Source organism: Mesorhizobium sp. NZP2234, assembly GCF_013170765.1.
Lineage (GTDB): Bacteria > Pseudomonadota > Alphaproteobacteria > Rhizobiales > Rhizobiaceae > Mesorhizobium > Mesorhizobium loti_D.
On sequence record NZ_CP033364.1, the window covers coordinates 5,004,756 to 5,022,141 of the forward strand.

Consider the following 17,386-nt stretch of genomic DNA (forward strand, 5'->3'; position numbering starts at 1 on the left):
ATAATTCTTGGTAAGGTTCACGCTTCCAACCGGACAATCACGGCGAATTTGAGAAGTGCCTTCGGCTTTTGCCGCAGTCGAATGCCTGAGATACTACCGCAGGTATCGGCTGACCTCGACAAGATTGCCATCCGGGTCGCGAAAATAGACGGACATCATCGGCCCCCGTGCCCCGATGCGTTCGACCGGTCCCAATTCGAGCACAACGCCATTGGCTTCGAGACGGGCAAGGATTTCGTCGAGCGGCTGTTCGGTGATCAGACAGAAATCGCCTGAGCCCGGCGTCGGCGACTTCGCCTTGGGCTCGAAAGTGCGGCTGATCTCATGGACATTGATCTTCTGGCCGCCAAAAGCCAGCGCCGTCGGCCGCCCCGGCGCATCGATGCGCCCAAAGCCCAGCACGCGCTGGTAAAAGGCGCAGGTCGCCTCGAGCGAGGCCACCGTCAACACGAAATGATCGATGCCAACGATCATTTCGACCTCCTCTTCAGATATTGCGGCTGCCGGGCTTGACCGCGGGTATCGCGGCAAGCTCCGGCGGCAGCCGGTCCGGCGGATAGGCCGGAACCTCGTATTCGGCGAGTGCGATCAGCGGCACGCCGACATGGGTCTTCCCGGCCGAACGGTCGATGATGCAGGCCGCGGCCACCACCTCGGCGCCAAGGTCGCGCAGGCACTCGATGGTTTCGCGGATCGACAGGCCGGTGGTGACGATGTCCTCGACGATAACGACGCGCGCGCCCCGAGCGATCTCGAAACGGCGTAGGCGGAACTCGCCCCCTTCCCGCTCGACCCAGATCGCCGGCACGCCGAGATGACGCGAGGTCTCGTAGGCCGGGATCAGGCCGCCGATCGCCGGGCCGACGACATAGTCTATCTTGCCCGGCACCGCGGCGCGGATCTTCTCGGCCAGCGCGTTGCACAACCGTTCGGTCTTGTCGGCATGCATGAACACTCGCGCCTTCTGCAGGAAGACCGGGCTGCGCAGGCCCGACGTCAGGATGAAATGCCCCTCCAGAACAGCGCCAGCCTCGCGGAAAATGCCCAGCACTTCATCGGTGTCCATCAGGTCCCCCAGCAGCTATTGTTTTAACCGTTCACGCGCCGTGCATCGCTGACGCTGGAATTGTCCTTGAGCTGCGACAGCAGCCGGTTGAGATGCTTCAGATCCCAGACTTCGAGATCGATCAGCATTTCGGTGAAGTCGGGCGCGGTGCGCACCATCGACAGCGTATGAATGTTGGCGTCGTTGGACGCGACGACCTGGGCTATGTCGGCGAGCGATCCCGGTGCATTGATGGCGGTGACCGAGACACGCGCGGGGAACCGTTCCTTGGTGCGCTCGTCTATGTCCCAGCGCACGTCGATCCAACGCTCGGGCTGGTCGTCGAAGGCCTGCAGGGCCGGCGACTGGATCGGATAGATGGTGATGCCGGTGCCCGGCTGGACGATGCCGACGATGCGGTCGCCGGGCACGGCACCCTCCGGCGCAAAGCGCACCGGCAGGTCGCCGCGCACGCCTCGGATCGGCACGGCGCCGTCGCGTGGCTGGTCCTTGTCCTTGCGCGCCGCGCGGCCGGGAATCTGGAACAGCATGCCGGCGGCGTTGCGGATCTTCGACCAACCTTCCTCGCGCTGCTTGGGGGCCGCGGGCGTGACGCGCTCGTCCTTGTAGTCGGGGAAGACCGCCTTCATGACGTCGGTGGAGGCCAATTCGCCACGGCCGACGGAGGCCAGCACGTCCTCGATGTCCTTGCGCGCCAGCCGGTGCAGAACCGGCTTCAGGCTTTCCTTGGTGAAATTCTTGCCGGCCCGCTCGAAGGCGCGCTCCAGAATGCGCGCGCCGAGGCCCGAATACTGTTTGCGGATGGCGTTCTTGGTGGCACGACGAATGGCGGCGCGCGCCTTGCCGGTGACGACGACCGATTCCCACGCGGCCGGCGGCACCTGCGCCTTGGAGCGGATGATCTCGACCTCGTCGCCGTTCTTCAGCTCCGTCATCAGCGGCATGATGCGGCCATTGACCTTGGCACCGACGCAGGTGTCACCGACATCGGTATGCACGGCGTAGGCGAAGTCGATAGGTGTAGCGCCACGCGGCAAGGCGATCAGCATACCCTTCGGCGTGAAGCAGAACACCTGATCCTGGAACAGCTCCAGCTTCGTGTTTTCGAGAAAGTCCTCGGGATTGTCGCCCTCGGCGAGTTGCTCGATGGTGCGCCGCAGCCAGGCATAGGCATTGGTCTCCTTCGAGATCGCGTGGCCGGCGCCGTTCGTCTTGCCGCCGGTGTCCTTGTAGATCGAATGGGCCGCGACGCCGTATTCGGCAATCTTGTTCATCTCGCGGGTGCGGATCTGCAATTCGACGCGCTGGCGCGACGGCCCGACGATGGTGGTGTGGATCGAACGGTAGTCGTTCTGCTTCGGCGTCGAGATGTAATCCTTGAAGCGCCCCGGCACCATCGACCATGTGGTGTGGATGGCGCCAAGCGCCCGGTAACAGTCCTCGACCGTATCCACGACGACGCGGAAGCCGAAAATATCGGACAGTTGCTCGAAGGACAGCGCCTTGGCCTCCATCTTGCGGAACACCGACCAAGGCTTCTTCTGTCGGCTCTTCACGCTGGCGTTGATGGCATGCTTTTCAAACAGCGCCGACAGCGCCTTTTCAATGTCGGTCAGCACGCCCTTGTTGCGCTCGAAGATCTCGGCAAGCCGTGCGGTGACGGCGCGGTAGGCTTCCGGATTGATGAAGCGGAAGGCGATCTCCTCCAGCTCTTCGCGCATGCCTTGCATGCCCATGCGCCCGGCCAGCGGCGCGTAAATGTCCATCGTCTCCTCGGCGATGCGCAGGCGTTTGGCCTCGGGCATATGGTCGAGGGTGCGCATGTTGTGCAGCCGGTCGGCAAGCTTGACCAGCAGCACGCGGACATCTTCCGAAATCGCCAGCAGAAGCTTGCGCAGGTTTTCCGCCTGTTCCGCCTTCTTCGACACGAGATCAAGCTTCTTGAGCTTGGTCAGGCCCTCGACCAGCTTGCCCATTTCGGGACCGAACAGATCGTCGATCTCGGCCCGCGTCGCCGTGGTATCCTCGATGGTGTCGTGCAGCAGGGCAACGGCGATCGTCGCCTCGTCCATGTGCATTTCAGTGAGAATGGCGGCGACTTCGAGCGGATGCGAGAAATAAGGGTCGCCGGAAGCGCGCTTCTGGTGGCCATGCTTCTGCATGGCATAGACGTAGGCCTTGTTGAGCAATGCCTCGTTGACGTCAGGCTTGTAGCGCTGGACGCGCTCGACAAGCTCATACTGACGCATCATGGGCGGAATCTCTCGGCGATGACATGAATCATGCGCCGCACTGCTGTACGGCGCATGTCATAGATAGCCACGAAACTGCCGAGACGGAAGTGCCGGAAGCGTGTTCCGCGCAGGTCCAGAAAACTCTCTCAGTAATCGTCACTCTTCTCAGGCGGCACAAGGCCTTCGATGCCGGCCAACAGATCTTCCTCGGTCATGCGATCGAAGGTGATGTTGTCCTCGGCATCGTCGGTTTCGGCGGCCGCGACGGCACCACCGGTCTGATCGGCGATCACCTCGCCATCGGCTTCGGGCTCGTCGACCTCGACATGCTTCTGCAGCGAGTGGATCAGGTCTTCCTTGAGATCGTCGGGCGACAGCGTCTCGTCGGCGATCTCGCGCAAGGCGATGACGGGGTTCTTGTCGTTGTCGCGAGGAACGGTGATCTGCGCGCCCTGGCTGATCTGGCGAGCACGGTGGCCGGCCAAAAGCACCAGCTCGAAGCGGTTGTCGACCTTGTCGATGCAATCTTCAACGGTTACGCGGGCCATGGACTGCCCCTTTCATGCCTGGATTTAATGGAAAACAGGCGCGGTCCATAACCCGAACGTCGCCAAAATACAAGCATCATGGCATTGGCGGGAGCATTGGGCACCCAATCCCCTGTTCAGACACCGGATTTGGCAAAACCGGACCGCGCCCTCAGTTCAGCGCAGCGATCACAATTGCTTGCACTGCCCCATCACGCCTTGGATTGCCCCCAAACTGGCGTTATCTCGGATGGCCAGGGTCAGCCGGTTTATTATGAGCCTGACCAATAGTCGCTACCGCATTTCGTTTAGACGACCGCATTTTCGAAAAAGGACTATTTTCCATGTTCGACCCTCGTGAAAAAATCGCCCTGTTCATCGACGGTGCCAATCTCTACGCCACGTCGCGGGCGCTCGGCTTCGACATCGACTATCGCAAGCTGCTGTCCAGCTTCCAGAAGCGCGGCTATCTCCTGCGCGCCTATTATTACACGGCGCTGGTCGAGGATCAGGAATACTCCTCGATCCGCCCGCTGATAGACTGGCTCGACTATAACGGCTTCAAGGTGGTGACGAAGCCAGCCAAGGAATTCACCGACTCGACCGGCCGCCGCAAGATCAAAGGCAATATGGACATCGAGCTCACCGTCGATGCGCTGGAACTCGCCGACGTCGTCGATCACTATGTCATCTTTTCGGGCGATGGCGACTTCCGCACGCTCGTCGAGGCGCTGCAGCGGCGCGGCCGCAAGGTATCGATCGTCTCGACCATGGCCTCCCAGCCGCCGATGATCTCGGACGATCTGCGCCGCCAGGCGGACCACTTCATCGACCTGACGACGCTGAAGAACGAAGTCGGCCGCGATCCCTCCGAACGGCCGGTGCGCCGGCCCGAACCGGCTGAAGTCGAAGAGGACGACTACTGAGGTCGGTCGCCTTGATCGCCCTCTCCCGTGCCGAACCCGATCGCGACTGCCCGCTCTGCCCGCGGCTGCATGACTTCATTGCCGAATGGCGGCAGCGCGAGCCGTCATGGTTCAACGCACCGGTGCCAACCTTCCTGCCACTGGGCGGCGAGGACACTGTCCAGCTACTGATCGTCGGGCTGGCGCCCGGCCTGCGCGGCGCCAACCGCACCGGACGCCCCTTCACCGGCGACTATGCCGGCGACCTGCTCTACTCGATGCTGATCGCGCACGGTTTTGCACGCGGTGAATTCAAGGCACGGCCCGATGACGGGCTCGAGCTTGTCGGCACCGCCATCACCAATGCGGTGCGCTGCGTGCCGCCGGAGAACAAGCCGGTCGGTGCCGAGATTTCGACGTGCAGAACATTCCTGGTGCCGACCATCGCCCGCTTTCCGAACCTGCGCGCCGTTCTGGCGCTGGGATCGATCGCGCACCAGTCGACCGTGCGCGCGCTGGGCGAGCGCGTCGCCGCCTATCCGTTTAGACATGGCGGGCAGATGGAGGCCGGCGGTATCACGCTGTTTTCGAGCTATCATTGCTCGCGCTACAACACCAATACCGGCGTTTTGACGGAAGCCATGTTCGTCAATGTATTCAGCCAGATCGCGACGTTCCTGCGGAAATGACGGCGTGCTGTTCTTGACGCGATTCCAAAGGGGAAAGCGCTACGCGCCTTTCCCGGAATTGCTCTAAAACCCCTCCAGCACGATCTTGCCCTTGGCGGTGCCGGTCTCGATCAGCGCATGGGCGCGCTTCAGATTGGCGGCGTTGATACGGCCGAATGTTTCGCCCAGCGTGGTGCGGATGGTGCCGGCGTCAACAAAGCGTGACAGTTCGTTGAGATGCTCGCCTTGCGCGGCCATGTCCGGCGTCTCGAACAGCGAGCGCGTGAACATCAGCTCCCAATGGACAGAAACGCTCTTGCGCTTGAACGGATTGATATCGAGCGTCTGGGGATCGTCGATCAAGCCGAACCGGCCCTGCGGAGCGATCAATTCGGCAATCTCGGCCAGGTGCCGGTCGGTGTTGGTTGTCGAGAACACAAAGGCTGGTGCGCCGATGCCCAGCGCGGCGACTTCGGCGGCCAGCGGCCTGGAATGATCGACGACATGATGGGCACCAAGCCCGAGCACCCATTCGCGTGTCTCGGGCCTCGATGCGGTGGCGATCACCGTCAGATCGGTCATTTGGCGCGCAAGCTGCACCGCGATCGAGCCGACGCCGCCAGCGCCGCCGATGATGACGATGGCATTCGCGGCGCCCATGACAGGCTTCTTCACGTCAAGACGGTCGAACAGCGCCTCGAAGGCAGTGATGGCCGTCAGCGGCAGCGCGGCAGCCTGCGCATAGTCGAGCGAGCCAGGCTTGCGACCGACAAGGCGCTCATCGACAAGGTGGAATTCGGCATTGGTGCCTTGCGGCGCGAGCGCACCGGAATAGAAGACGTCGTCACCGAGCTTGAACAGGCTGGTGTCCGGACCCGTTGCAGCGACCCGACCGGCGGCATCCCAACCAAGCACCCGCCAGGTTCCTGCTTCGGGCCTGGCACTTCGGCGTATCTTGGTGTCGACCGGATTGACGGAGATCGCCTTCACCTCGACCAGCAGTTGACGGCCTTTCGGCTCCGGCTTGGGCAAGTCGATATCGACGAGGGAGGCCTCATCGGTGATGGGAGCTGGGATCTGATAGCCGACGGCGCGCATTTTTGTCTCCGCGATTGCTGTTGAGCTTTGTCTGGGGCAGAGATGCGGACTATGCGCGCCAAGCGCAAGAATGCACATATAAAGCACATAGTGTCGAAAAGGATACCGTCACGCCGCGCATTCGCCATGAGCGATTCGATTGCAGCCCCGGCTGCGCCGTGGAGGGAACGCTCCGCTACATCGACGGAAAGTGGAAGGGCGTCGTGCTCTACCATCTGTTCGAGGGCACGCTGCGCTTCAACGAGATACGCCGGCGCATTCCCAACTGCACGCAGCGCATGCTGACCAACCAGCTGCGCGAACTGGAAGCCGATGGGCTGATTGCCCGCAAGATCTATCCGGAAGTGCCGCCGAAGGTGGAGTACAGCCTGACCCCGCGCGGCAGAAGCCTGGAGCCGGTCATAACGGCCCTGAAAGTTTGGGGCGATGCGAATGTGACGCTGGCGCCGGAGGTTTCCCAGGCCGCCGCGGCTTGAAGCGGCCGCTGCTCAGCAATGGCAAGACGTGCAACCAAGGTAGTTTGGCGATGCCAGCGGCGCGCCGGATCGTCATTATTTGCAACGGCATAGCCCGGCTTGTGAAGAAACCGATTCGGACCCGCAATCCCGATCGCTTCGGCCGGAAGGCCTCAATGCGCCGATGCAAGCAGCGCCGCCAATTTCTCCGACCCGCCCTGCAAAACGTTCAGGTCGACGTCACCCTGGATGCCATCCACGCGTCCCCTGTTGTGATACTGCCAATAGATCCAGTCGTGGCGGTCCGGTTCCATCAGCAGTGAGCGAAGCCACAGCGGGCGCGCGGCGATCTGCCCGGCATAGGCAGCCTCGGCCTCATCGGTCAGATAGACGATCGCCGTCTTGCCGAACGCCGTCTCGACAGGTCCGAGGAAAGCCTGGAGCTCGGCATTCAATTGTTCGGGCGATGGACGCTGCGGACAGTTGCCGCCGAACTCGATATCGACGACCGGAGGCAGCAAGGGCTGATCCCGCGGCACGACCGAGATGAAATTCTTCGCCTGGTCGGCGCCGGGCCGGCAGAAGGTGAAGAAATGATAGGCGCCGACGGCGAGCCCCGCCGCGCGAGCCTCACGCAGATTGGTGGCAAAGGCACGATCGACGTGATCGCCACCCTCGGTCGCCTTGATGATGGCGAAGGCGACATCGTCGGCTGCAACGCGCCGCCAGTCGATTTCGCCCTGATGGTGGGAAACGTCGATGCCTCTGACCGGATATTTTACACGGTCCGGGGAGTATGTGTGGAAGTAGACGAAGCCACCGGCGGCGACGAGCGCTGCAAAGACCAGGCTGACCGACCCCCAGAGGATTATCCGGTTCTTCAAGACGACCCTCTTCCGGGTATTTTCTAGCTCCGTGTGTTCGAAACTTGAAAGCCAAACGGCTGGCTTTTCCAGGGCTACCGCCCGGTGTCTCTCACCCACGCTCCTTCAAGAGCCGGCCCTTCTCGCGCGACCAGTCGCGCTGCTTTTCGGTTTCACGCTTGTCGTGCAGTTTCTTGCCACGGCCGACGGCGAGCAGCAGCTTGGCGCGGCCCTGGTCGTTGAAATAGATCTTTAGCGGCACCAGGGTCATCCCTTCGCGGTCGACGCTCTGCGACAGCTTGGCCATCTCGCGCTTGTTGAGCAGGAGTTTGCGGCGCCTCCGGGGCTCGTGATTGAAGCGATTGGCCTGCAGATATTCCGGCAGATAGGAATTGATCAGCCAGATCTCGCCGCCTTCGACCGAAGCGTAGCTGTCCTGGATGTTGGCCTGGCCCTGGCGCAGCGACTTGACCTCGGTGCCTGTCAGCACCAAGCCGGCCTCGATCGTGTCGAGCACCTCATAGGAAAACCGTGCCTTGCGGTTCTCCGCAACGGTCTTGTTGTTGGGATCGGCTTTTCTGACTTGATTCATGATGTGGAGAGGTGGCGCCTCATCCTCAATTAATCAAGCCGGCGTGCTTCATGGCCGCATCGATCTTTGCCGCGGTCGACTCCTCGACCGTGACCAGCGGCGAACGCAGCACGTTCTCGACCTTGCCGAGCTTCGACAGCGCGTATTTGGCGCCGGACACGCCGGGTTCGAGAAAGATCGCCTTGTGCAGCGGCAAGAGGCGATCCTGCAACTCAAGCGCTTTTGCACTGTCGCCGGACAGCGTCGCTTCCTGGAATTCGGCGCACAGCCGCGGCGCGACATTCGACGTCACCGAGATGCAGCCGACACCGCCATGGGCGTTGAAGCCGAGCGCCGAAGCATCCTCGCCGGACAGCTGGATGAAATCCTTGCCGCAGGTCATGCGCTGCTCGGACACACGCTCAACCTTGCCGGTCGCATCCTTGACGCCGACGATGTTCTTGAAGTCGTGCGCCAGCCGGCCCATCGTCTCCGGCATCATGTCGATCACCGAGCGCGGCGGTATGTTGTAGATGATGATCGGCAGCTTCGTCGCCCTGGCGACGGCGGCGAAGTGCTCGTAGAGGCCGCGCTGTGTCGGCCTGTTGTAATAGGGCGTGACGACCAGGGCGGCGTCGGCACCGGCTTTCTCGGCATATTGCACGAGCCCGACTGCTTCCGCGGTGTTGTTGGAACCGGCGCCGGCGACGACCGGAGCACGGCCCCTGGCCACCTCGATGCAGACCTTGACGACATGGCGATGCTCATCATGCGACAGGGTCGGCGACTCGCCGGTCGTGCCGACGGGAACCAGGCCTGTCGTGCCTTCCGCGAGTTGCCATTCGACAAATGCGCGAAAGGCTTTCTCGTCGAAACGCCCGCTCTTTTCGAACGGTGTCACGAGCGCAGTAAGCGAGCCTCTCAGCATGTCGTCCAACTCCTTGGGACTTCTTGGGTTTTATCAGTCGGTTTGTCGTGCGCCTTCTAGCCGAAAGCGAAGCCGCGCACCATAGTCTCGACATGGTTGCGCGGCAAGCATTGCCATGGTGCCAGCAAGCGCAATTCGAACGGCCTCGATAACTCTTTGTTTACGGGCCCTTCACGACCTAAGTTTAGGCTTCGAGGCTTCTTCGCCTTCTGGTAAAATGCTGGATTAGGAAAGACACGAGATCATGCCGGCCAGTCGGCCCCACCTCTTCGCGCTGCTTGGCGCCATCGCCGCGCTGATGCCCGGTGTGGCGATCAGCGGCAGCGTGGATGTGCAGGTCACCTCGGCAATCCCGATGCCCAGCCCGCAGGACGGGGCGCAGCAGGCGCCCTCACCCGGCGTCGCCATGTTGAAGAGCGGATTGGACGCACTGGCGGCCGGCGATATTCCAGGCGCCCGCGCTGTGCGCGACGCGCTTCCGGCTCAATCGCTCGACCTGCATATTCTGGCTTGGGCGATCGCCCTTTACGGCGGCGACAAGGTTCCGAGCGGCGATATCGCCGCGGCCGCGAGGATGCTGCCCAACTGGCCGGGCACCGTCGCCTTGCGCAAGAACAGCGAGCGCGCGCTCTATCGGGAGAACCCCGCCCCCGGGATCGTCATTGCGGCATTCAATGGCAGCCAGCCGCAAACGTTCGAAGGCGTCATGGTTCTCGCTCGCGCCTATGTGGCGGAGGGCAACGCCAAGGCGGCACGCTCGGTGCTGTCGCCGTTCTGGCGCACCGCGATTCTGGAAGCCAAGGACGAGACGGCGTTGATCAAGGAGTTCGGCGGTCTGATCCCCGCCGCCGACCACCGTTTTCGCATGGATCGTATGTTCTATGCCGATCGGGTGAACTCCGCCCTGCGGGTTGCCGGCCTGGCCGGCGCCCAGCAGTTCGCCGATGCCTGGGCCGCGGCCGACAGAGGTGACAAGAACGCGCTGAAACTGCTGAAGGCAGTGCCGGCATCGCAGCGGTCGGCCGGCTATTTCTTCGCGCAGGCCGAATATCTTCGCAAGCAGGAAGATTTTGCCGGCGCCGCCGCCATTGTGATGAAGGCGCCGACGGACCGCGAGGCTTTGGTCGATCCGGACGCCTGGTGGGTCGAACGCCGGGTGCTGTCGCGCGAACTGGTCGACCAGGGCGACATGAAGACGGCTTATCGGATCGTCGCCACGCATGCCGCCGAAAGCGCGGCCAATGCGGCCGAGGCCGAGTTCCACGCCGGCTGGTATGCGCTGCGCGGCCTCAACGACCCCAAGCTTGCCGCCACGCATTTTTCGCGCATCGCCGAACTGGCGCAGGGGCCGATGACATTGTCGCGCGCCTATTACTGGCTCGGTCGTGCGGCGGAAGTCGGCGGGCCGGGCAATGCCAGGGACTATTTTGGGCGTGCGGCTGCCTATGGCACGACCTTTTACGGCCAGCTTGCCGCCGAACGCGTCGGCCGCCAGGCACTCAATATCGTCTATCCCCAGCCAAGCGCTGCCGACCGGCAGAACTTTGCCGACCGCGAGGCCGTCAGCGCCATCAAACGCCTGCAGGAGGCAGGCTACGACCGCTATGCCGAAACGCTTTATCGCGACCTTGCCGGGCAATTGACCAGCCCGGGCGAATTGGCGCTGCTCGCGGTCCTCGCCGAGAAGCAGCGCAACCATTTCATGGCGCTGAAAGTCGGCAAGATCGCCGGCGCGCGCGGCATCGATGTCGGCGCGCTGTCGCATCCGCTCGGCGTTATCCCTGATTCGGCCAATATTTCCGGTTCGGGCAAGGCGCTGGCCTATGCGGTCGCCCGCCAGGAAAGCGAATTCAACATCGGCGCCGTATCAAGTGCCGGCGCGCGTGGGCTGCTGCAGCTAATGCCGGGGACGGCCAAGCAATTGGCGAAGAAGGCCGGATTGCAGTTTTCGCAGGTCCGGCTGACCACCGACGCCGGCTACAATGCGACACTCGGTTCAGCCTTCCTTGGCGAACAGCTCGACCGCTTCAACGGCTCCTATGTGCTCACCTTCGCCGGCTACAATGCCGGCCCCAACCGGGCCAGCCAGTGGGTGGCGAAATACGGCGACCCGCGTGGCAAGGACATCGATGCGGTGGTGGACTGGATCGAGCGGATTCCCTACACGGAAACAAGAAGTTACGTACAGCGCGTGATGGAGAATTACGAAGTCTACAAGATGCGTATTTCCGGCAAATACGACATCGTCGGAGATCTGGTGAACGGACGCAGTTGAGGCTTCCCCTCTTCCCGTGAGAAAGAAGGCAATGAGCGTCTTTCATTTGACCAGCGCTGCCCTCGCCTGTAGCTGTCTTTGGTCTATCCAGCCAGGGCAGCATTTTAAATGTCGAGCGACAAAGGCTTCACCGACTTCTTTTATGCGGCGCCGGACGGGTTGAAGCTTCACGCCCGCGTCTACGGCAAGGCCAGTACCAGCGACTGGCCGGTAGTCTGCCTGCCCGGCCTGACCCGCAATGCTCGCGACTTTCATTATCTTGCGCTCTATCTGTCGCAGCGCGCCGGCACTGCACGCCAGGTCGTGGCTTTCGATTATCGAGGGCGAGCGATGTCGGCCTACGATCCCGACATCGCCCACTATAATGTCGGTGTCGAAGCCGGCGATGTCCTGGCCGGGCTCGCGGCACTTGGCATTGACCACGCAGCTTTCATCGGCACTTCGCGCGGCGGCCTGATCATCCATGTGCTCGGGGCATTGAAGCCGGCGGTGCTGAAAGCCATTGTGCTCAATGACATCGGACCTGTGATCGAAGCCGGAGGCTTTGCCAACATCCGATCCTATCTTGAGCGCTCGCCGAAGCCGAAGACATTTGATGAAGCCGTGGACGCGCAGCGGCGCACGCATGGCGGCGACTTTCCGGCCCTTACCCATGCGGACTGGGCTCGGATGGTGGGTGCGCTCTACCGCAACACGGATGGCGGACTGGTGCCCGATTTCGATCCGGCGTTGATCGACACTCTGGCCGGAATCGATTTCAGCAAGCCGTTGCCGGATCTGTGGCCGCAATTCGATGCGCTGGTCGCCGTGCCATTGCTTGCCATCCGCGGCGGCAATTCCAAACTGCTCTCCACCGCAACGCTCGAGGACATGCAAAAACGCCATCCCGGCATGGAGACGATCACCGTCGAGGGTCAGGGGCACGCACCATTCCTCGAAACCAGCAGTCTGCCTGGCGATATAGCGGCCTTTCTTGATCGGGCTGAACGCCAAGACTGAATAAAGTAACCCCAAGACCAGATCTAGCCCTGGGGTCACAGCAACAGTATAGCCGCGCCTGTTGGAATTATTTGGCCTTTGAGCTTTTCCGCAAGGCTTTTGCCGGCTTCGCCGCACCCGCCTCGCTTGTTTTGCCCGGCTTAGGCGCCGAAGGCGCTGTCAGCGGGGAAGAGAAGGCCGAGCTTTCATTACCGCGCGACGCATCCTCGCTTCGCGGCGTTTCCAGCACGACGACACAGCCGTCGAGATCGTTGGTGGCCAGATGCGCGTAGCGCATGGTCATCGAAAGAGTCTGGTGGCCAAGCCACATCTGCACGCGCCTGATGTCGATGCCGCCCTGGACAAGGCGCGAGGCGCAGGTGTGACGCAAGATGTGCGGCACGACCTGGTCGTCGGCGCCAAGACCGACTTCGGCCTTCGCGTCATTCCAGATGGCACGGAACTGTGCCTGGCTGAGCTTGGTGAACGGGCCCTTGGGCCGGCGCCCTTCGGCCGGAGGCAGCCTGATGACCTCCTTGACACGCTCGGTCATCGGAATGGTACGGCTGCGGCCGGATTTGGTGATCCAGAAACTGACGCGATGTTCCTGGATGTCGTTCCAGATCAGCCCGAGCGCTTCGCCGAGACGGCATCCGGTGTCGACCAGGAAGACGGAAAGCCTGTAGGCATCCTCACTGCGGCTTCTGATGGCGGCGAACAGCCTTGCCTCTTCGTCCCTCTCAAGGAACCGAATCCGTCCCGCCCGCTCTTTCTGGCGGCGGAACTCGGGCAGGCTGTGGATATCTCCCATCTTGTAGGCCTTGCGCAGCAGTTTGCTGAGAGCAGCCATCTTTCGATTGATGGTTGCGTTGCTGTTGCCGCGCTGGCGCAAGGTGCCGATAAGGTTATCAAGGGTACTCTGGTCAAAGGCGCTGAAACGCTCCCCAAGGAGAATTTCATCTATTTCGCCGATGAATGAGCTGACATTGTATTTATGCCGCCCGTCATCCCACAGTATGTCCCGATAGGCTGAAAAAAGCTCTCCGACTCGGTACGACTTTACTTCTCTTATCTTGTTATAGGTGTACTTGATCTTCGAATTCTGAGAAGAAAACATCGAAAACGGATCTGAGGGGCTAGCCTCCTGGATCGCTTCGTTGGTCATAATTCGTCGCACCCCCGAGTGGATGGATCAGCCCTATCCGCTTGGAAGCGTCCTTTCAAGAGTTTTAATCACGCGGTTGTGATCTCATCCGCCCATTGGCGAATCCCACGAAATCACTCTGCGGATTTGTTCAGCTACCGATTCCCCCTCTTCCTTCGTTTGCGTTGACCCAGTCACGAAACAAAAACAGCCCGGGCGTTTGTGCGCCCGGGCTGGATTTCACTTGTAGAGCACCAGCCCTTAGAAGGAGCGCTGGAAGCGGAGGATACCGCCGATGTTGCTCTTCTTCTCGGCGTGGGTCCAGTTCGACACGGTGTCGTTACCGACGTTGAGGTAGTCAACTTCGGCCGTGACCGTGAAGCCGGGAACCACGTCGTAGGCGATGTTCGCAGCGACGCCGAGGTTCTTGCCCTCGTCATACGACACCTGGGCGTTGAACGAGGTCTTCTCGTTGAACTTGTACGAGCCACCGCCCCAAACTGCCCAGTTGCCGCTCCACTGCTTGTACATGCCGCGACCGCCAGCCGGGAGGAAATAGCTTCCATCCGTGTAGTTGCTGTCCGAGCCGTAGCCGCCCATCAAGAACAGCGACAGTGCGCTGGAGACGTTGACGTCCAAGCGAACCTTGCCCGCGACTTCTTCATAGTTGCTGTCATAAGCAACGACGCCGGTGATGGCGCCCCAGCCCTGCGTCCACTTTACGCCACCGACGACATGCGGAACGTAGCTGTCGATCGTATAAGCTCCGTAACCTTCTTCGAGTGAGACGACAGCCGAGAAGCCGTTGCCAGCGTCGAAGTAGTACTGCACGACGTTGGTGTCGAAACCACCGTAAGGCACCAGTGTATCCTGGATGACGTTGCCGGCGTAGCCGATGAACGTATCGAAGGCCGACTCGTCCTTACCGACGCGAAGACCACCGAGCTGGATCCAGGCAAAGTTCAGCGAGACGGAACCGCCGGCGCCAGCGCCAGCAACGTACCTATCGTTTACGAGGTCATAGGAAGCACGGCCGCTGTCGCGTGAGTTGCCGAAGTTGAAGCGGGTCTCGGTGTAGGTCTTCAAAGTACCGAGTTCGGTTTCCTGGCCGGTCCAGGTCTTCAGCGCGAAGCGGGCGTTCTTCTTCCAGGTGCCCTGGTCTTTGCCGCTCTTAACGTCGGTAGCACGAGCGCCATCGAACGAGCCGATATCGCCAGCGCCGATGTCGTAACGGACATAGCCGCCGATGCGCAGGCAGGTCTCGGTGCCCGGGATGTAGAAGTAGCCAGCGCCGTAGACGTCGCAGATCTTGACGTATTCAGCGGGTTCCGGCTCGGCGACGACGACGGCGTCGGCGGCGCGCGCACCGGAAACTGCGATCAGGGCCGCAGCGGAGCCGAGGAGAAGGCTCTTAATGTTCATTTTCTGACCTCCAGTCAAAAGTTAAAAAACGGGTCTGGGTATTCTTTGCTGAAGGACAGCGTTCCCTGCCCCATCCCCACTACCGAAAAAGATGCGCACCGCGCCGCTTCCTCGAAACCGACATTACCCATGAGCCGGCGGCGTTCAACAACGATCGTACAAGCGAAAGGACTGTTCGGCTGCTATCCCCCGGCGTTGTTGCACAAATGACACGATTTGGCCTCACTCAGAAACCTCTTGTTAACCATCAGGCCTGCCGTATCAGCTCATTTCGCGCTGAATCCGGCAATCGGCCGACGGAATCATGGCAGGGCCGCGAGTCACCAGCCAGGGAGTTGCCGCAAAACGGCCGTACCAGGTAAACCCGCCGTTCCGGCCCGCTGTTATTTTTCCATATAATGGCGCGGGCTTGTTGATTGTGCCGGCGCTTTTCTTTATCCACCGGCGCAACGGAGAGGTGGCCGAGTGGTCGAAGGCGCTCCCCTGCTAAGGGAGTAGAGGTCAAAAGCTTCTCGTGGGTTCGAATCCCATCCTCTCCGCCACCCTACGCCCTTTGGGCTTCGGGTGGCAGGCCACCCCAGCGCGCGAAGGGCGTAGGGTGTAGCCCGAAGCTACGGAGTAGCGTAGGGGGACTATGTGGTACGTTTATTTCCCGCAGCTCCATGACGGTGACGTCTATGTCGGGTCGACAAACGACCTTCGACGCCGGTTCGAATCACATCAATCAGGCTATGTGGCATCGACCAAGGCTCATCTGCCTGTCGCCTTGAAGACGTATATTGCGGTCGAAACCGAGGCCAGTGCACGGCAGTTGGAGCGGTATTTCAAGACCGGATCGGGCAAGGCTTTTGCTAGCAGCGATTCTGGCGAACCGAGCGCCGCTGACGACCAAAGAATGCTATCTGTCTGATATAAAACGAAAAACAGCCATTGAATCTGTTTTTCTCTGACCTCCGCCTTCGATTCTGACTGGAGGTCAGAAAATGAACATTAAGAGCCTTCTCCTCGGCTCCGCTGCGGCCCTGATCGCAGTTTCCGGTGCGCGCGCCGCCGACGCCGTCGTCGTCGCCGAGCCGGAACCCGCTGAATACGTCAAGATCTGCGACGTCTACGGCGCTGGCTACTTCTACATCCCGGGCACCGAGACCTGCCTGCGCATCGGCGGCTACATCCGTTATGATGCCTCCGGCGGCGATATCGGTTCGTTTGATGGTGCTCGCACAAGCGATGTCACGAGCGGCAAGGACCAGGGCACATGGCTGAAGAATGAGCGCTTCACGCTTAAGACCTGGACCGGCCAGGAAACCGAACTCGGCACCTTGAAGACCTACACCGAAATGCGCATGAATTTCGGCAACCATAACGCTGATGCTGGCTATGACGGATTTGGAGTCAACGCTGCCGGCAACAAGGCCTTCGATCTGCACTTCGCATGGGCCCAGCTCGGCGGTCTGCGCGTCGGTCTCGACGAATCGGCCTTCGACACGTTCGTCGGTTATGCCGGCAACGTCATCCAGGATACGCTGGTTCCTTACGGCGGGTTCCAGACCAATGAGATCCAGTACTACTTCGATGCCGGCAACGGTTTCTCGGCAGTCGTCTCGCTGGAAGAAGGTTCGGGTGGTTCCGTTGCTTCCGCTACCAACTACAATGGTTATGGCGTGGGCACGATCGACAGCTATGTTCCGCATGTTGTCGGCGGCGTGAAGTACACGCAGGGCTGGGGCGACATCGTCGGCGTCGTTGCTTATGACAGCAACTACGAAAATGTGTCCGGCAAGGTTCGCCTCGATGTGAACGTGACCAATGAACTGTCCTTGTTCGGAATGGTCGGTTACGGCAGCGACGGCAAACTTGGCGATGTTGGACTCGCTCGCTCCTTCTACAAGCCTTGGGGCGGTCACTGGGCTTTCTGGGCTGGCGGTACTTACAAGTTCACCGACAAGGCGTCCTTCAACGCGCAGGTATCGGGCGATCAGTTCAAGAACTACGGTGTCGCGGCGAACATTGCCTACACGCTCGTTCCGGGCTTCACGGTCACCGGCGAAGTTGATTACCTCCACGACGGCAGGTTCGGTGATTTGGACAACTCCAACTGGACTGGAGCTACCAAGAAGAACAGCGTCGGCGGCCTCATCCGCTTCCAGCGCGACTTCTAAGACCAGATATTTCTAGGAAAGGAGAACCCGGCGGGCAATCGCCGGGTTTTTCGTTTGACATGCAAATCTTGCGCGAGCTTGCCGCCAAGCCGT

17 protein-coding genes and 1 tRNA gene are annotated in these 17,386 nt (G+C 61.2%); 8 read left to right on the forward strand and 10 right to left on the reverse strand.

Annotation, left to right across the window (positions count from 1 at the left end):
• Nucleotides 1–93 precede the first annotated feature (93 nt).
• The 4 genes from EB230_RS24835 to rpoZ all read right to left on the reverse strand — a co-directional run bounded on the left by EB230_RS24835 (nt 94) and on the right by rpoZ (nt 3,848).
• Entirely contained in the window at nt 94–474 is a 381-nt protein-coding gene (locus EB230_RS24835) for a VOC family protein (protein WP_056563438.1), read from the reverse strand.
• A 13-nt stretch (nt 475–487) separates the two neighbouring features.
• On the reverse strand, nt 488–1,066 hold the full coding sequence (gene pyrE / locus EB230_RS24840) for an orotate phosphoribosyltransferase (protein WP_056563441.1): 579 nt from the start codon (nt 1,064–1,066) through the stop codon (nt 488–490).
• A 23-nt stretch (nt 1,067–1,089) separates the two neighbouring features.
• Nucleotides 1,090–3,318, reverse strand: a complete 2,229-nt coding sequence (locus EB230_RS24845) for a bifunctional (p)ppGpp synthetase/guanosine-3',5'-bis(diphosphate) 3'-pyrophosphohydrolase (protein WP_056563445.1) — start codon at nt 3,316–3,318, stop codon at nt 1,090–1,092.
• Nucleotides 3,319–3,446: 128 nt separating this feature from the next.
• Nucleotides 3,447–3,848: a DNA-directed RNA polymerase subunit omega gene (gene rpoZ / locus EB230_RS24850; protein WP_056563448.1), complete on the reverse strand. Its 402-nt coding sequence runs from the start codon at nt 3,846–3,848 to the stop codon at nt 3,447–3,449.
• Between the two features lie 323 nt (nt 3,849–4,171).
• Here rpoZ and EB230_RS24855 point away from each other — a divergent pair, with 323 nt between their 5' ends.
• A complete protein-coding gene (locus EB230_RS24855; protein WP_056563452.1) occupies nt 4,172–4,753 on the forward strand; it encodes an NYN domain-containing protein in 582 nt (193 codons plus the stop codon).
• An 11-nt stretch (nt 4,754–4,764) separates the two neighbouring features.
• Nucleotides 4,765–5,421, forward strand: coding sequence for a uracil-DNA glycosylase (locus EB230_RS24860; protein WP_065004968.1), 657 nt, complete (start codon nt 4,765–4,767; stop codon nt 5,419–5,421).
• Nucleotides 5,422–5,484: 63 nt separating this feature from the next.
• On the opposite strand, the gene EB230_RS24865 is transcribed toward EB230_RS24860, so the two are convergent.
• Nucleotides 5,485–6,498 (reverse strand): zinc-binding alcohol dehydrogenase family protein, encoded by a 1,014-nt coding sequence (locus tag EB230_RS24865; protein ID WP_065004967.1) that lies wholly within the window; start codon nt 6,496–6,498, stop codon nt 5,485–5,487.
• A gap of 158 nt (nt 6,499–6,656) precedes the next feature.
• Between EB230_RS24865 and EB230_RS24870 the strand changes: the two genes are divergently transcribed.
• Nucleotides 6,657–6,974: a winged helix-turn-helix transcriptional regulator gene (locus EB230_RS24870; protein WP_281410915.1), complete on the forward strand. Its 318-nt coding sequence runs from the start codon at nt 6,657–6,659 to the stop codon at nt 6,972–6,974.
• Between the two features lie 152 nt (nt 6,975–7,126).
• Here EB230_RS24870 and EB230_RS24875 read toward each other — a convergent pair whose 3' ends face one another.
• The 3 genes from EB230_RS24875 to dapA form a co-directional block, all read right to left on the reverse strand.
• Complete coding sequence (locus EB230_RS24875; RefSeq protein WP_056563461.1) at nt 7,127–7,837, reverse strand: GH25 family lysozyme; 711 nt, start codon at nt 7,835–7,837, stop codon at nt 7,127–7,129.
• A 91-nt stretch (nt 7,838–7,928) separates the two neighbouring features.
• Nucleotides 7,929–8,408: an SsrA-binding protein SmpB gene (smpB, locus tag EB230_RS24880; protein ID WP_006202221.1), complete on the reverse strand. Its 480-nt coding sequence runs from the start codon at nt 8,406–8,408 to the stop codon at nt 7,929–7,931.
• Nucleotides 8,409–8,433: 25 nt separating this feature from the next.
• Nucleotides 8,434–9,315 carry a 4-hydroxy-tetrahydrodipicolinate synthase gene (gene dapA, locus EB230_RS24885; protein WP_056563464.1) on the reverse strand — a complete coding sequence of 294 codons (882 nt, stop codon included), beginning with the start codon at nt 9,313–9,315 and terminating at the stop codon, nt 8,434–8,436.
• Nucleotides 9,316–9,559: 244 nt separating this feature from the next.
• Here dapA and EB230_RS24890 point away from each other — a divergent pair, with 244 nt between their 5' ends.
• The gene (locus EB230_RS24890; RefSeq protein ID WP_065004966.1) at nt 9,560–11,590 is read left to right on the forward strand and encodes a lytic transglycosylase domain-containing protein; all 2,031 of its coding nucleotides are present in this window, start codon (nt 9,560–9,562) and stop codon (nt 11,588–11,590) included.
• Between the two features lie 108 nt (nt 11,591–11,698).
• Entirely contained in the window at nt 11,699–12,589 is an 891-nt protein-coding gene (locus EB230_RS24895) for an alpha/beta hydrolase (RefSeq protein WP_065004965.1), read from the forward strand.
• 67 nt (nt 12,590–12,656) lie between these two features.
• Here the strand turns inward: EB230_RS24895 and EB230_RS24900 are convergent, their stop codons facing one another.
• Together EB230_RS24900 and EB230_RS24905 are read right to left on the reverse strand one after the other, a co-directional pair.
• Complete coding sequence (locus EB230_RS24900) at nt 12,657–13,733, reverse strand: site-specific integrase (RefSeq protein ID WP_171883322.1); 1,077 nt, start codon at nt 13,731–13,733, stop codon at nt 12,657–12,659.
• 240 nt (nt 13,734–13,973) lie between these two features.
• Entirely contained in the window at nt 13,974–15,134 is a 1,161-nt protein-coding gene (locus EB230_RS24905) for a porin (RefSeq protein WP_065004964.1), read from the reverse strand.
• Between the two features lie 451 nt (nt 15,135–15,585).
• On the opposite strand from EB230_RS24905, the gene EB230_RS24910 reads away from it, so the two are divergent.
• The 3 genes from EB230_RS24910 to EB230_RS24920 all read left to right on the forward strand — a co-directional run bounded on the left by EB230_RS24910 (nt 15,586) and on the right by EB230_RS24920 (nt 17,293).
• Nucleotides 15,586–15,676, forward strand: a tRNA-Ser gene (locus EB230_RS24910).
• A 92-nt stretch (nt 15,677–15,768) separates the two neighbouring features.
• Nucleotides 15,769–16,044 (forward strand): GIY-YIG nuclease family protein, encoded by a 276-nt coding sequence (locus EB230_RS24915; RefSeq protein ID WP_056563472.1) that lies wholly within the window; start codon nt 15,769–15,771, stop codon nt 16,042–16,044.
• A 73-nt stretch (nt 16,045–16,117) separates the two neighbouring features.
• Complete coding sequence (locus EB230_RS24920; protein ID WP_065004963.1) at nt 16,118–17,293, forward strand: porin; 1,176 nt, start codon at nt 16,118–16,120, stop codon at nt 17,291–17,293.
• Nucleotides 17,294–17,386 lie beyond the last annotated feature (93 nt).

Coding starts and splice junctions, on each gene's coding strand:
- EB230_RS24915 (WP_056563472.1), top strand. CDS start 15,769: ATGTGGTACGTTTATTTCCCGCAGCTCCATGACGGTGACGTCTATGTC.
- EB230_RS24845 (WP_056563445.1), bottom strand. CDS start 3,318: ATGATGCGTCAGTATGAGCTTGTCGAGCGCGTCCAGCGCTACAAGCCT.
- rpoZ (WP_056563448.1), bottom strand. CDS start 3,848: ATGGCCCGCGTAACCGTTGAAGATTGCATCGACAAGGTCGACAACCGC.
- EB230_RS24890 (WP_065004966.1), top strand. CDS start 9,560: ATGCCGGCCAGTCGGCCCCACCTCTTCGCGCTGCTTGGCGCCATCGCC.
- pyrE (WP_056563441.1), bottom strand. CDS start 1,066: ATGGACACCGATGAAGTGCTGGGCATTTTCCGCGAGGCTGGCGCTGTT.
- smpB (WP_006202221.1), bottom strand. CDS start 8,408: ATGAATCAAGTCAGAAAAGCCGATCCCAACAACAAGACCGTTGCGGAG.
- EB230_RS24895 (WP_065004965.1), top strand. CDS start 11,699: ATGTCGAGCGACAAAGGCTTCACCGACTTCTTTTATGCGGCGCCGGAC.
- EB230_RS24905 (WP_065004964.1), bottom strand. CDS start 15,134: ATGAACATTAAGAGCCTTCTCCTCGGCTCCGCTGCGGCCCTGATCGCA.
- EB230_RS24900 (WP_171883322.1), bottom strand. CDS start 13,733: ATGACCAACGAAGCGATCCAGGAGGCTAGCCCCTCAGATCCGTTTTCG.
- EB230_RS24920 (WP_065004963.1), top strand. CDS start 16,118: ATGAACATTAAGAGCCTTCTCCTCGGCTCCGCTGCGGCCCTGATCGCA.
- dapA (WP_056563464.1), bottom strand. CDS start 9,315: ATGCTGAGAGGCTCGCTTACTGCGCTCGTGACACCGTTCGAAAAGAGC.
- EB230_RS24865 (WP_065004967.1), bottom strand. CDS start 6,498: ATGCGCGCCGTCGGCTATCAGATCCCAGCTCCCATCACCGATGAGGCC.
- EB230_RS24835 (WP_056563438.1), bottom strand. CDS start 474: ATGATCGTTGGCATCGATCATTTCGTGTTGACGGTGGCCTCGCTCGAG.
- EB230_RS24855 (WP_056563452.1), top strand. CDS start 4,172: ATGTTCGACCCTCGTGAAAAAATCGCCCTGTTCATCGACGGTGCCAAT.